The sequence below is a fragment of the Mucilaginibacter sp. HD30 genome (genome assembly GCF_054061755.1).
In genome coordinates this window covers 3,287,039-3,300,960 of sequence record NZ_JBSSEO010000001.1, presented here as the reverse complement: position 1 = coordinate 3,300,960, position 13,922 = coordinate 3,287,039, and the positions used below count along the sequence as shown (strand labels likewise).

Sequence of the window (13,922 nt, the reverse complement as noted above, 5' to 3'; positions counted from 1 at the left end):
CTTATTTTTTAATGCTTCGTTTAATCAATTCCTTTTCAATTCCCTTGAGCGCTTTTTGCTTTCTGTTGGCTACGGCTTTCTTTTGCTTTAAGGCTTCGGCCTTTAGCAAGGCTTTTTCGGTATGAGTACGCTCGTAATAACGGCAAAACCAGGTTAGCGGACAAATTTCGCATTTTGGGTTGCGGGCCACGCAGATATAACGCCCGTGCAGAATAAGCCAATGGTGGGCTACTCCTAAGGTTTGGGGAGGCAAATATTTCATTAACTGTTTTTCGACAGCTAAAGGAGTACGGGCATTAGTTGTAAGGCCGATACGATCAGCAACTCTGAACACATGCGTATCTACCGCAATTGCAGGCGCGTTAAACACAACTGATGCAATTACATTGGCTGTTTTGCGGCCAACGCCTGGCATCTTCTGTAGTTCATCAATTTCTGACGGCACTTCTCCGTTAAAATCATTTAATAAAACCTTTGCCATGCCCAGCAAGTGCTTCGCCTTATTGTTAGGATAGCTTACGCTGCGGATATACGAAAGGATCTCTTCTACGCTTGATGCAGCAAGGCTTTCGGGATCAGGAAAACGCTGAAATAAGGCAGGAGTAATTTGATTGATCCGCTTATCTGTGCATTGTGCAGATAGAATTACTGCAACCAGTAACTGAAAAGGATTATCATAATGCAATTCCGTTTCAGCATCGGGCTGATTTTTTGAGAAGTATTCAACAAAGTGGTGGTAACGTTCTGATCGTAGCATAATGCGGGTTAAACCGGAGCGCTAAAATAAAAAAAGTCCGGACATGAATGCACCATCTCCGGACCCAATGCTATCTTTTGATTTCGTTACCTAAGACTTTTTGAATAATCAAGCAGGTAATGGATGGTTTGCAGCTTGGGCTTTTTAGCTAAAAGTTCAAGGTCTGCGCGTAGCGAATGATAAAAGAGCAGGTCATCAGCAGTTAAGTTTTCTGTAGTACTCATTTTTTCCTCCTCGCTTTGGTTATCGACAGCTTTTAAAAAAGTAAAGGTTTCACCCATAAGCATTATTTTGATCAGTTATGTTAATATAGGATGTATAACGACGGTGTGTTTCAAATATTTTATGAAAGATGAAATTTTAATGAAATTTCCACTTTTTTATTATTTTCCAAAATGCTTTAAAACAATACTATATCCGCTGTAAAATGCATGCCATCAACAATAAAAGGATACAATAATTGAACACCCGCCCTAGTAATATGACTTTTTTAATAAAAAAAGCAATAAATTAGACAAATTAGTTGTTTAAATATGATACTAATTAGAGTAATTTATTAAATTAGCAGCACCAATTATAAGCATGAAGCTTTCTAAAGTTAAATACTTATTTGTTTTTTTATTCCTGTTTTCTCTAATGGAGAAAACAGGAATATCTGTTGTCTCTTTGTGCTCGCATATCAAAATTATGGTTAGTGGGCCACAGGCAGAAAAACAAGCAAGTGAAAACAGCGAAAGCAGTGAGGCTAAACAAGTAGAAGTTAAAGAGTATTGGGCCACCTATCCGGAACATACTTTCAGGTTCGTACCGGTAGTTACAACGACCATGCTTTATCCCCGCGAAACATCACAACGGCACTACAACTGGTGCCCGCCTGTCCCTACCCCTCCGCCCAACTTTAATGTTTCATAAATAGCATTGTTATTCAGTATGCACACACCGCTGTGCATAACGATTTTATTATTTAAACATTTAAAGAACCATGATTTCAAATATTAAAGCGGGCATTATTATGCCTGCAATTGTCGCCCTGTTTTTAGCGTGTAATACAAAGGCTGCTCAAGCGCAGCAACTGTCTGATAAAGAGATAAAGAAGAACACTACACCTGTAAGTAATTCTTTAGCCGCTTTATCACGCCTGGAGCCGGTTACTTATGAGTTTAACCGCGATCAGTTTAAGCAGTTAAACCTGCCGGGTGGTACACAATACGGCTTTATAGCCGACGACCTGAAACAGGTACTGCCAAGTGCAGTTAGCACAGATGCAAAATGGTATACTGCGGGCAAGAACAGCCAGCGCGCTGTTACCGTGAGCACTGTTGATCTGGAAAAGATAGTGCCCCTTTTGGTAGGCGCAGTTAAAGAGCAGCAGGCCGAAATTGAAAAGCTGCGCGCCGATATAAAGGCGCTTAAAAGGTAAGTTTTTTGTTTTGTTTTAGTAGAAACCCCGGGAAGCCGGGGTTTTTTTGTTGCCCTATTTTAAGAGAGCTAACGGTTTGAAAAAAAAGCTGTTAAAACGAGAAAGCAACCTCCTTTCGGGGTTGCTTGTATCTCGCAAATCACAACGTATTAATCTTAGTTCTTAAGGCTCAACTCTTTTGTAAGCATCATTTTGCGCAGGTTATTCAACGCGTAACGCATACGGCCAAGGGCGGTATTAATGCTAACATCAGTTATGTCGGCTATTTCTTTAAAGCTCATATCGCCAAAATGGCGCATTATTAAAACTTCTTTCTGCTCAGAAGGGAGTAACTGTATCAACGATTTAAGGTCTTTATGCGTTTGCTCGCGAACCATGCGGTCCTCCATGCTTTCATCATAATTGCCTAACACTTCAAAAATGTCAAAATCATCGCCGTTACTCACCATAGGCGCGCGTTTTTCCCGCCTAAAATGGTCAATAACCAGGTTATGCGCAATACGGGTTACCCAGGGTAAAAACTTACCTTCTTCGTTATATTTTCCGGCTTTAAGGGTGTTGATCACCTTAATAAAGGTATCCTGAAAAATATCTTCAGCCAAAAAATCATCCTTTACAAGGAGATAGATGGAAGTATAAATTTTGGTTTGATAACGGCGTATAAGCTCAACCAGTCCTCCCTCTTCGCCGTTTATGTACAGATGGATTAGATCCTGATCACTTTGCAATTGAAAATCCATAGAAATCACTACTACTTTAAATTAATTAGCTTAAATTTTATTAGTATAGTTTTATTCTATAGACTGATCTCCTCTCAATTAGTTAATTGCGTACATCAAATAAAACAAATTTCACTTAAAAAAACAAATAATTTTTTTGCGTCATAATAAAATCTAATAGTGGTATGTTATTTGGATACTGCTAAAAATTTTAGGATTTTTGCGGTTGGAAGAGGTTCATAGTTAATAGATCATAGTTCATGGTCATTTTCTCTATGAACTATGAACCATGAACTATCAACTAAAAAATGATCAGCGAAGCAGACAAAGATCCTAAAAAGCATATTATAATAAAGGGTACCCGCGTACACAACCTTAAAAATATTGATGTCGCCATCCCAAAAAATAAGCTGGTGGTGGTAACGGGCATGTCGGGTTCGGGTAAATCATCGCTGGCGTTTGATACCTTGTATGCCGAGGGGCAGCGCCGCTATGTAGAAAGCCTTTCGGCTTATGCACGCCAGTTTATGGGCCGGATGAACAAGCCCGATGTAGATTACATCCGTGGTATTGCGCCTGCAATAGCTATTGAGCAAAAGGTAATAACCTCCAATCCGCGGTCAACCGTTGGTACATCAACAGAGATATACGATTACCTGAAGCTACTGTTTTCCCGCATTGGGCAAACTATATCGCCGGTATCGGGCGAGGTAGTTAAGAAAGATTCGGTTACTGATGTCATCAACTTTATTATGGCTTTGCCTGATGATACCCAGGTTACTCTTCTTTGCCCCTTGCATCCGCATAATAACCGCAGCATAAATGAAGAATTGGCGGTTTTAATGCAAAAAGGTTTTGTTAGGGTTGAGTTAGATGGCACAATAAGCAGGATAGAAACTTTATTAGAAGAAGAAATTGAGGTAAAGGGTGCAAGAAAAAAGGTTAAAGGCGATCTGCAGCCGGATGAATCATCGCTTGCCACCGGCCACTCGCTCCGCATCGTTATTGATCGTATTACCAAAGATCAATCGGAAGAAACCATCAGTCGTTTAGGCGACTCGGTGCAGACCGCTTTTTTTGAGGGGAAGGGAGATTGCTATGTTCGTTATGAAGTCTCCCCTTCCGGGGGAGATTTAGAGGGGGCTACAGAACGCTTTTTTTGTGACCGGTTTGAGCTGGATAATATCCGCTTTGAAGAACCTACGCCAAACTTCTTCAGCTTCAATAACCCTTATGGCGCCTGTAAGCGCTGCGAGGGCTACGGCAAGGTAATTGGCATTGACGAGGATCTTGTTATCCCCGACAAAAGTAAAACCGTTTACGAGGGCGCTATAGCCCCATGGCGCGGTGAGAAGATGCGCGAGTGGAACGATCAGTTAATAAAACACGCCTTAAAGTTTGATTTTCCTATCCATCGCCAATATAACCAGTTAACCGAAGCGCAGCAACAATTGCTGTGGACGGGTAACCAATATTTCCGTGGACTGGATGAGTTCTTCAAGGAAATGGAGGCGCAGACCTATAAAATTCAGTACAGGGTAATGTTATCCCGCTACCGCGGTAAAACTACTTGTCCGGATTGTAAGGGCAGCCGCCTGCGTAAGGATGCAACTTATGTTAAAATAGCCGATAAATCTATAACCGATATTGTTTTAATGCCGCTGGATACGGCTCATGCCTTTTTTATAGGTTTAGAACTGAACGATACGCAAGCCATAATTGCTAAACGCCTGCTGGTTGAAATTACCAATCGTTTAGGCTTTTTAAATGATGTGGGGCTGAGCTATCTCACGCTTAATCGCCTGTCTAACACGTTATCCGGCGGCGAATCGCAGCGGATCAACCTGGCTACATCATTAGGCAGTAGTTTGGTGGGTTCGGTTTATGTTTTGGACGAGCCAAGCATTGGCCTGCACCCGCGCGATACACAGCGTTTAATAACCGTGCTAAAATCCCTGCGCGATGTGGGCAATACCGTTTTAGTGGTAGAGCACGAAGAAGAGATAATGAAAGCCGCAGACCATATTATTGATATTGGTCCCGAAGCGGGTACGCATGGTGGCGAACTGATCTTCACCGGCACATATGATGAAATTATTAAGGACGAAAAGAGCCTAACCGGCAAATACCTGAGCGGTAAAGAAGAAATTGCCATACCTACACGTCGCCGTAAATGGAATGATTTTATTGAGATAAAAGGCGCGCGCGAGAATAACCTGCAAAACGTATCGGCTAAATTTCCGTTGGGGGTTTTTACGGCGGTTACGGGGGTATCCGGCTCTGGTAAAACAAGTTTGGTTAAACGCATTTTTGCGCCTGCCCTGCAAAAGACCTTGGGCAACTACACCGGCGAACAAACCGGAAGCTACGATGCCATTGAAGGTGACTACAACAAAATTGAACAGGTTGAACTGGTTGACCAAAACCCTATAGGCCGTTCATCGCGCTCCAACCCGGTTACGTATGTAAAAGCCTGGGACGATATCCGTAACTTGTTTGCCGCGCTGCCAAAAGCAAAAGCTGCCGGGTTAAAGCCATCGGCGTTCTCTTTTAACGTAGAGGGTGGCCGTTGCGATGTTTGCCAGGGCGAAGGCGAGGTGAAGATAGAAATGCAGTTTATGGCTGATATATTTCTCACCTGCGAGACCTGCGGAGGCAAACGCTTTAAGCAACATATATTAGACATTGCCTACAACGATAAGAATGTGAGCGATGTACTGAACATGACCATTGAAGATGGTTTGGAGTTCTTCGCCAAAGAAACCAAGATACTGGCCAAGCTAAAACCACTGTTTGACGTGGGTTTGGGTTACGTGCAGTTGGGGCAATCGTCTAACACGCTATCAGGCGGCGAGGCGCAGCGTATTAAGCTGGCATCGTTTCTGGTTAAAGGCAACAATCCGCATAAAACACTCTTTATTTTTGATGAGCCTACCACCGGGCTGCATTTTGCCGATATTAAAAAACTGCTGAAATCATTCGACGCACTGCTGGAGCATGGCAACACCATTATTGTTATTGAACACAATATGGATGTGATAAAATGTGCCGACTGGGTGATAGATATCGGCCCCGAAGGTGGCGACAGGGGAGGTAAGGTGATGTTTGAGGGCCTGCCCGAGGATTTGATAAAAGTTAAGGATAGCTATACGGGGGTGTTTTTGAAAGAGAGATTTTTGGGTAGTTGATTAGAGATTAGTTGAAGACTAACGCATAAAGCTATAAATAATTAATTTTATTCGGTCTCAATGGGTAAAAACTTATAGTTAAACGAGTAACTACCCACGCTGATCTCATAAGTAATAATAAACTTTTGAGCTACCGGTACACCATCAAAAGTTGCAGGTTGCATTTTGGGTATCCGCATTAATTCTTTCAACAACTTCATCACTGCCGGATTAGCACCATATGTATCAGCTGTTAAGTGGCTGATGTTACCTTTGTTTGAAATTTCACCTTTTAAAACTAAGCTTGTTATATTATTTGCGCTGTAATCAGCATAACTAAGTACGCCAGTTGTAGCGCGTGCAATTTGCCCCGTAAAACTGGAATATCTATCTTCGTATTGGGCGTTAACAAAGTGCTTTTTCTTAACGCCGTAACATGGCGCAGATGATAGTGTTAATAATTCTGCATTGATGAAGGGCAGTAAATCGGCAGCCACCAATATTATCTTAGAAGAATTAGTATAGGCACCCAATATTCCGGTACCTTTTTGGAAGCTGCCATTTTTAAAATTTTCGGTGGCTACCACCCTTTTAGCTTTATCATCCGTTCTCATCATCTTCCACTGTCCGGTTGGTTTTCCATCCAGCAATTTCCCGCTCCAGTATAGATCGCCCAGGCTTATCTCGTAGTTTCCTTTGCCATTGTCAATCACTTTAGTGCTTTTATTATCCCACATATCTATAATTTTAACATCACCGGGTGTAGATTCAAAAGTGATATGTGGGTGGCCATCATCATAGAAAACTTCCCATTTGCCATCAAAAACATCATTCTTAAAATTGCCGCTTGCTTGCAGCTTGCCATTTAAAAAACGCGCAATAAATTTTCCCTCTTTTAATCCTTGACTGCTGTAATAGCCCTCCGTTAACGCAAGATTAGGATCAGTACGGCTAACATCAATTACTTTACCTTTAAACTTATGGGTATCAAAATTCAAATGACCATATCGAATAATTTGACTACAGCTATCTTCAATCAGCTCAAAATTTTCGTTTAGCGGAATGGCAACACTATCATAGCCAATGACCTTGATCTTCACCTCGCGCGAAACGTTGTCGATGAACTGTGCATCGGCTGAAGACCAGGCAGAGAAAGAAAAGCAGATCAGTATAATTTGTTTCATCAGTGATAAGGTTGTATTTACGCTGACACAATATACCAATTATTTGCAAAACCAAGCTGCTAATAGGGGCTGTTGCCGAAAATTCAACATAAGCAGTGTTAGCCTTAATAAAAAAGCCAGCAAGGTGTAGCAATATTTTGTTAGTGTTATTAGCCTGTTATCTCGCTACCAGTTCAAAGATTTTGTTATACAATTCATTTTTATCAAATGGCTTTGAAATAAAATCGTTCATCCCTATTGCCAAACATTGTTCCATCTCTCCTTTAATGGTGTGTGCTGTCATGGCAACAATCGGGATGTCCTTTTTGCCGGCACTTAATGCACGGATCTTTTGCGTTGCTTCGTAACCATCCATTTCAGGCATCTGTAAATCCATCAATATAATATCGAAATCTTGCCGTTCATGTTTGTGTAACGCTATCAACCCGTTTTCAGCTACATCAATTGTAAATCCGTAATTTTCAAGCACTTTCACTACCAGCATTTGATTTATCCTATTGTCTTCAACCACCAGAATTTTTATGCCATTGCCACTGTGCTTTATTACTTCCGTTTTAATAGGCACCCGAGCAGGAATTTCTGTCGCCACCTTTAAAAATTGCAACCTGAAACGAAAATCAGAGCCTACCCCGGCTTCGCTGTCCACAAAAATTTCGCCATTTTGTAATTCAATCAGTTGCTTCACAATGCTGAGTCCCAACCCTGCACCCCCAAATTTGCGTGCGGTATCGTTATTAGCCTGTTCAAAACTTTCAAAAATGCTGGCTTGTCTTTCCTTGGGTATTCCTATACCGGTGTCTTTAACGGTAAAATCCACTAAAACGCCATCAGTGTTATGTTTAAGGCAAACCACTGAAATATGCACGCCTCCTTTTTCAGTGAACTTTATAGCGTTAGAAATCAGATTCAACAATATTTGATTTAACCTTAATGAGTCTCCCAGTAGTGTTTCCGGAATTTGCTCATCTATATCAAACGTAATTGCCAGACCCTTTTTCTTTGGCTCCATCATCTTAACGTTAAGATGAACTATATCGCGGATGTTGATAGGTGCATTTTCGATGGTAATTTTACCCGCCTCCAGCCGCGAAAAATCAAGAATATCATTTAAAATGACCAACAGGTCATCGCCCGATCTGATAATTATTCTGAGATATTCTTGTTCATCATCACCTTTAACCGTTTCTTCAAGCAGTTTCGCAAAACCAAGGATGGCGTTCATCGGCGTTCTAATCTCGTGGCTCATCTTAGCCAAAAAAAGCTGTTTGGCTTTTTCTGATGATTCTGCTTTGTCCTTTTCTATTTTAAGTTGGTCTTTTTTGTCGTTAAGGTCACTTATATCACGCAAACTGTGTTGAAGCGCGTCGGTCATTTTATTAAAAGATGTGGCAAGCAAACCAATTTCATCGCCCGAATAAACGTTTACTCTCGTGTTTAAAAATCCCTGGCTAATTAACGCTGCTCCGTCTATTATCGCGTTAACACCTTTAGCAATACCGCGACTTACCGAGATTGTTATCAGTATGCCGGTTGTCCCGATAGTAAGCGATAGGGTTAACAATACCCGCAATACTATATCTTCCAGCCATCGGGCTCCCTCGCTAAGTGTGAAAGAAAATTCATCTTCAGATAAGGTGACATCCCTGTTCAACTCACCAACCTCCGCCGTAAGTCTATTGATCTTTTGCCGGGATGATGGTGTAGATCTGATCACATCATGCAGCGTATCGCCCAGCACAATTAGTTGCTCCATCTTCAATTGGGCATCTCCCCAGGCACCGATAGCTTTATTAAGATAGGATATGTTATGAAAACGCATAATAAGCGAAATCATACCGTCAACATCTTCGGGCGCGTTACGGCCCTCAATAAATCCGTTACGCGCAATTTGCAGGTCAGAATTTACTTTCGAAAGTTCCAATCTGGTTTTGTTGTCGCCAAGCGGGACCTTCAAGTATTCGCGGAATGCCCGGAAATCTGTTTCATTATGCGAATGTGCATAATGAAACAAACTGTAAACGGCATCTTTCTGCGCCTTTGACCATAATCCCTCGCCATTTACAAAAGCCCTGACGGAGGAAAGGGTATTAACGGCAAACCAAAGTGTACATAACTCTAATACTATCAACAGCGCCATTATTCCAACAGTAAAATACAGCTTTCGGGCTATTGTAATATCGCGGAGCTTCTTCTTTAAAAATGGCATCATAGGTAAGGGCTTTGCAAAATCATTTCATAGCATAGCTATAAATGGTAACAGTAGAGGCATGTATTAACTGACGCTGGCATTTAAAAAGCTACTTCACTGTGTACGCAGTTGCTTTTAATAAAGTTGAGGAAAACAACTTAAACGCATATGGTTTAAGCAAAACGCTTGCAAACGCGTTTCGCATAAGGGTCAAATCTTTGCTGATAGGTGGTATGGCCCAAGATTCTGAGCGCGCGTGATGCATTAAATGTCTTTCGGTTTTTCTAACGGCTTTTTTAATAAGAATACCGACCTTCGCAAAAGATCTATAAAAAATGTCGTCAGAACCGAACAGTAAAATCACGGAAAAAGAAAATCTGCACCCACGCAACAGCCATAGGGCTGGGTATGATTTTAAACAACTTAGCAAAAGCAGTCCGCGGTTAAAAGCGTTTATATCATTAAATCAATATAATGACGAAACGATAGATTTTAGTAACCCCGAAGCTGTTAAAGCTTTAAACAAGGCCCTGCTAAAGCAGTTCTACGGTGTTAACCATTGGGATATCCCCGAAGGCTACCTATGCCCGCCTATACCCGGACGGGCCGATTATGTTCATTATATGGCTGATATCTTGGCCGAACTTAATAACGGTAAAGTACCCACAGGCAGTAAAATACAGGTTTTAGACATTGGCGTGGGTGCCAATTGCGTTTACCCTTTAATTGGCAGCCACGTTTACGACTGGCAATTTGTTGGTACTGATGTTGACCCTGCTGCTATCGCTTCGGCAGAGAATATTGTTGCGTTAAATCCGGAATTTAAGGATAAGATAGAATTTAGGTTGCAGGCCAACAAATCGCACATATTTGCCGGTATGGTTAAAAAGCACGAGGGTTTTGACATCACTATGTGTAACCCGCCGTTCCACGCATCATTGCAGGAAGCGCAGATCTCTACAGCTACCAAGTGGAAGAAATTAGGTTTTAGCAAACAGGCTACAGCGCTAAACTTTGGCGGCCAAAAAACTGAGCTATGGTGCTACGGCGGCGAGGCCGGTTTCATCAGGCGCATGGCTGAGCAAAGTACCGTAGTTGGGCAGCAATGTTTATGGTTCTCAACCCTGGTATCAAAAAAAACCACGCTGCCCATTATTTACAAAGCACTAAAAAACGTTAACGCGATTGATGTCAAAACCATTACCATGGCACACGGCCAAAAAGTAAGCCGCATTGTAGCCTGGACATTTTTAACGCCGGCAGAACAGGTTAATTGGAGAAATAAATTTTGGCAGGATCGCGGCTAAAGAAAGCGTTTCAAGCGAAGCGTACATTTCTATTTTTAATAATCTATTAAAAGTCAACCGGTTAAACATAATTTACAGCTGGTGTTCCTGACGAATAAGTCGTTTCATTTTGTTTCACTTAGAAAGTATAAAGCGCTAACAATTAATTAAATGAATAACAATTCTGTTTCATTGTTTCACCATTGTCGTATATTTTTGTGAAACACCATCACCTAACCTCAATCGGCAATAACGAATAGTTAAATCTATACATCCCCTCGTTAAAAATAAACGCGATTGTGAAATTTTGCTTTACAGGCTTACCATCAACCGTGGCGGGTTCCAAAAAGGGCAGCTTTTGTAGTTGGCGCGTTAACGTTCTAACAAACGCGTCGTTTTGGTGGCTTTGAGCGTTAAAGTTTACAATTCTTCCGCTGGTGGCTATTTCGCCTTTAAAAAGTAATTCGCTAAAAGTCAGCCTTCTTATATCAACATCTTTAAATGCGTCGGGCATTAAATTTTGTATCTGTGTGTTAAAACTTTCAAACCCATTGCCATATTTGGCGCCCACTACTTTTTTAATGTTAAATAGGGATGTGCCGTCGCAGTTAGTCATAGAAATACGCATTGCCTCTGCCTGGGTAAAGGGCAACAAATCTGGCGCTACCAACATTATACGCGATGAGTCGGTATATGCCGCTATCGTCCCGCTACCTTTTTGAAATATACCATTCTTAAAATTCTCAGTTATCATCACAGTTTCTTCGCCGCGACTATTATTTATAGCTTTCCAGGTACCATCCGGTTTGCCATTAGCCAATTTCCCTTTCCAAAACAGATCGCTGGGAGGGCCACGGTAATTGCCGTTGCCATTGTCGATAATTTTGTTGCCTTTTTCATCCCACATATCAATTATTTTAACATTTCTGCCATTGCCTTCAAATGTTACCCGTGGCTTATTGTTATCATAAAAAATCTCCCACTTACCATCATACTCTCCATTTTTAAAGTTGCCCCGCGCTTGCATGTTGCCGCTTAAAAAACGTGTAATAAATGGGCCGTCTTTTAATCCATTGTCGGTATAAAACCCCTCGCTTAAGACCAACAGCGGGTTGCCCTTGCTTACGTCTTTTACTTTGCCTTTAAATTTACGCTCCTGCATATTTAAGTGGCCATAACGTATTATCTGCGCGCAGCTATCTTCAACCATCTCAAAATTTTCATTTAATGACAGGTTTACGCTATCTCTGTTGATAAAATTGATTTTAATGTTGCGCGTAACTGTGCTTGTTCTGATGAACTGCGCGTTTCCCAGCGTTGCGCAAGCAATTAAATTGATCAGTAAAATAAGGCGTTTCATATATATTGGCCGATTAGGTTTATTGGTTGATGCAAAGTAGCAATAATTATAATCCACTCCAATAGCCAGCTCTGTCAGTTACGGGCAATAATTAAACTTATATAAATGCCGCGCCAAATTATGGCTATATTAGCTTTGATGAATAGGCTTGCCGGTTACTTGTATTTATTTGTGCTTTGTGTAGCCCTATCATCGTGCCGGTCGGCAGATGATAACAGTAAAAAAACCGTTTTCAATTTAAATTTAGATGAGGGCCTTACCTCTTTAGATCCCGCTTTTTGCCGTAACCGCAATACCATCTGGATGGATAATCAGTTATACAACGGCTTGGTGCAGTTGAATGATAGCCTGCATACCATCCCCGCCATCGCCAAAAACTGGGATATATCTGCGGACGGACTGGTCTATATCTTTCACCTGCGTAATGATGTTTTTTTTCATGATGATTCGCATTTCAAAGGCGGCATTGGCAGGCAGGTTACCGCTGCCGATTTTGCTTACAGTTTTTCAAGGCTGATAGACCCTAAAGTGGCTTCATCCGGCTCATGGATCTTCAGTGATAAAATCACGGGCAAGGAGGCCTTTGAAGCCGTTAACGACTCAACCTTTCGTATCACATTAAAACAACCCTTCGCGCCCTTTATAAGTATGCTTACGGCGCAATATTGCTCTGTAGTACCGCATGAGGTGGTGGAGTTCTACGGGAAGGATTTCCGCAGTCATCCCATAGGTACCGGGCCGTTTAAGTTTAAGTACTGGAAAGAGGGCGAAACCCTTGTGCTGCTCAAAAACGAGAAGTACTGGGAGCGTGATGCCACCGGTGCTGCACTGCCTTATCTGGATGCGGTACAGGCAGGTTTTATTGATGATAAGCAAACCTCCTTCCTGGAGTTTATGAAGAAGAAGCTTGATTTTCTGAATGATATTGATGGCAGCTACCGCGATGATATCTTGACCAAAACAGGGCACATCACCCAAAAATATGATGGCAGATTTAAACTAAGTACCGGTCCGTTTTTGAATACCGCCTACCTGGGGATGTTGGTTGATACTAATTTGGCTATTGTAAGAAACTCGCCCCTGCGCAAGCTTAAAGTAAGGCAGGCCATTAATTGCGCTATAGATAAACGTAACTTGATAAAGTACCTGCGTAACGGCCTGGCAACGCCCGGCGACGCAGGATTTATACCTAAAGGCATGCCGGGCTTTGACGAAGAAGCAGTGAATGGTTACGGCTATGATCCTGCCAAGTGTCGTCGCTTGTTGGCCGAAGCGGGATATCCTAACGGGAAAAATATGCCGGTTATCCAATTAAACAGTACCGTGGCCTACCATAATTTGATTGAATATGTGCAAGGCGAGCTGGACCGCGCGGGTATTAAAACCAATGTGGAGGTGGTGCATGGGGCAAGTCTGCGCGAAATGATTGCCAAAAATGGTATCAACTTTTTTTACGGCAGTTGGATAGCCGATTACCCCGATGGCGAAAACTATCTGTCGGTATTTTACTCAAAGAACAAAATTCCGTTTGGCCCCAATTATACCGGCTTTAACAACAAAACTTTCGACAGGCTATACGAGTCGTCTTATCATGTAAAAGACGATCCGCAGCGCCACGCTATCTATCAGCAAATGGATAACCTGATCATGGAAAAGGCGCCTGTTGTGGTGCTGTATTATGACAAGCGCGTAAACTTGTATCAGAACAATATATCGGGCTACAGCACTAATGCCCAAAACCAGCTTACTTTAAAGCGGGTTAAGAAAATCAATTAACAGATAACCGCCGCTGCATAAGGTTTTACCATAGTGTAAAAAACAAGATACGAATGCGATTTCGT

General features: G+C 41.9%; 11 protein-coding genes. 5 read left to right on the top strand and 6 right to left on the bottom strand.

Going from position 1 to position 13,922, the window contains the following annotated elements; genetic code table 11:
* Position 1 precedes the first annotated feature (1 nt).
* Positions 2-757, bottom strand: coding sequence for an endonuclease III (gene nth, locus ACVW2L_RS15765; protein WP_457128916.1), 756 nt, complete (start codon positions 755-757; stop codon positions 2-4).
* Between the two features lie 86 nt (positions 758-843).
* Positions 844-1,038: a hypothetical protein gene (locus tag ACVW2L_RS15760; RefSeq protein ID WP_457128915.1), complete on the bottom strand. Its 195-nt coding sequence runs from the start codon at positions 1,036-1,038 to the stop codon at positions 844-846.
* 301 nt (positions 1,039-1,339) lie between these two features.
* Between ACVW2L_RS15760 and ACVW2L_RS15755 the strand changes: the two genes are divergently transcribed.
* The gene (locus tag ACVW2L_RS15755) at positions 1,340-1,669 is read left to right on the top strand and encodes a hypothetical protein (RefSeq protein ID WP_457128914.1); all 330 of its coding nucleotides are present in this window, start codon (positions 1,340-1,342) and stop codon (positions 1,667-1,669) included.
* A gap of 70 nt (positions 1,670-1,739) precedes the next feature.
* The gene (locus ACVW2L_RS15750) at positions 1,740-2,177 is read left to right on the top strand and encodes a tail fiber domain-containing protein (RefSeq protein ID WP_457128913.1); all 438 of its coding nucleotides are present in this window, start codon (positions 1,740-1,742) and stop codon (positions 2,175-2,177) included.
* Between the two features lie 155 nt (positions 2,178-2,332).
* On the opposite strand, the gene ACVW2L_RS15745 is transcribed toward ACVW2L_RS15750, so the two are convergent.
* Complete coding sequence (locus ACVW2L_RS15745) at positions 2,333-2,917, bottom strand: RNA polymerase sigma factor (protein WP_294796351.1); 585 nt, start codon at positions 2,915-2,917, stop codon at positions 2,333-2,335.
* Between the two features lie 287 nt (positions 2,918-3,204).
* On the opposite strand from ACVW2L_RS15745, the gene uvrA reads away from it, so the two are divergent.
* Entirely contained in the window at positions 3,205-6,084 is a 2,880-nt protein-coding gene (gene uvrA, locus ACVW2L_RS15740) for an excinuclease ABC subunit UvrA (RefSeq protein ID WP_457128912.1), read from the top strand.
* A 47-nt stretch (positions 6,085-6,131) separates the two neighbouring features.
* On the opposite strand, the gene ACVW2L_RS15735 is transcribed toward uvrA, so the two are convergent.
* Together ACVW2L_RS15735 and ACVW2L_RS15730 are read right to left on the bottom strand one after the other, a co-directional pair.
* Positions 6,132-7,247, bottom strand: a complete 1,116-nt coding sequence (locus ACVW2L_RS15735) for a toxin-antitoxin system YwqK family antitoxin (RefSeq protein ID WP_457128911.1) — start codon at positions 7,245-7,247, stop codon at positions 6,132-6,134.
* A 157-nt stretch (positions 7,248-7,404) separates the two neighbouring features.
* Entirely contained in the window at positions 7,405-9,456 is a 2,052-nt protein-coding gene (locus tag ACVW2L_RS15730; protein ID WP_457128910.1) for a response regulator, read from the bottom strand.
* A gap of 314 nt (positions 9,457-9,770) precedes the next feature.
* Here ACVW2L_RS15730 and rlmF point away from each other — a divergent pair, with 314 nt between their 5' ends.
* Positions 9,771-10,742 (top strand): 23S rRNA (adenine(1618)-N(6))-methyltransferase RlmF, encoded by a 972-nt coding sequence (gene rlmF, locus ACVW2L_RS15725; RefSeq protein ID WP_457128909.1) that lies wholly within the window; start codon positions 9,771-9,773, stop codon positions 10,740-10,742.
* A 208-nt stretch (positions 10,743-10,950) separates the two neighbouring features.
* On the opposite strand, the gene ACVW2L_RS15720 is transcribed toward rlmF, so the two are convergent.
* Positions 10,951-12,081: a toxin-antitoxin system YwqK family antitoxin gene (locus tag ACVW2L_RS15720; protein ID WP_457128908.1), complete on the bottom strand. Its 1,131-nt coding sequence runs from the start codon at positions 12,079-12,081 to the stop codon at positions 10,951-10,953.
* Positions 12,082-12,186: 105 nt separating this feature from the next.
* Between ACVW2L_RS15720 and ACVW2L_RS15715 the strand changes: the two genes are divergently transcribed.
* Positions 12,187-13,857 (top strand): ABC transporter substrate-binding protein, encoded by a 1,671-nt coding sequence (locus ACVW2L_RS15715; RefSeq protein ID WP_457128907.1) that lies wholly within the window; start codon positions 12,187-12,189, stop codon positions 13,855-13,857.
* The last annotated feature ends 65 nt before the right edge of the window (positions 13,858-13,922 follow it).

What these genes read in the sequence shown, in the direction of transcription:
- nth (WP_457128916.1), bottom strand. Translation starts at nt 757, where the DNA reads ATGCTACGATCAGAACGTTACCACCACTTTGTTGAATACTTCTCAAAA.
- ACVW2L_RS15760 (WP_457128915.1), bottom strand. Translation starts at nt 1,038, where the DNA reads ATGGGTGAAACCTTTACTTTTTTAAAAGCTGTCGATAACCAAAGCGAG.
- ACVW2L_RS15755 (WP_457128914.1), top strand. Translation starts at nt 1,340, where the DNA reads ATGAAGCTTTCTAAAGTTAAATACTTATTTGTTTTTTTATTCCTGTTT.
- ACVW2L_RS15750 (WP_457128913.1), top strand. Translation starts at nt 1,740, where the DNA reads ATGATTTCAAATATTAAAGCGGGCATTATTATGCCTGCAATTGTCGCC.
- ACVW2L_RS15745 (WP_294796351.1), bottom strand. Translation starts at nt 2,917, where the DNA reads ATGGATTTTCAATTGCAAAGTGATCAGGATCTAATCCATCTGTACATA.
- uvrA (WP_457128912.1), top strand. Translation starts at nt 3,205, where the DNA reads ATGATCAGCGAAGCAGACAAAGATCCTAAAAAGCATATTATAATAAAG.
- ACVW2L_RS15735 (WP_457128911.1), bottom strand. Translation starts at nt 7,247, where the DNA reads ATGAAACAAATTATACTGATCTGCTTTTCTTTCTCTGCCTGGTCTTCA.
- ACVW2L_RS15730 (WP_457128910.1), bottom strand. Translation starts at nt 9,456, where the DNA reads ATGATGCCATTTTTAAAGAAGAAGCTCCGCGATATTACAATAGCCCGA.
- rlmF (WP_457128909.1), top strand. Translation starts at nt 9,771, where the DNA reads ATGTCGTCAGAACCGAACAGTAAAATCACGGAAAAAGAAAATCTGCAC.
- ACVW2L_RS15720 (WP_457128908.1), bottom strand. Translation starts at nt 12,081, where the DNA reads ATGAAACGCCTTATTTTACTGATCAATTTAATTGCTTGCGCAACGCTG.
- ACVW2L_RS15715 (WP_457128907.1), top strand. Translation starts at nt 12,187, where the DNA reads ATGCCGCGCCAAATTATGGCTATATTAGCTTTGATGAATAGGCTTGCC.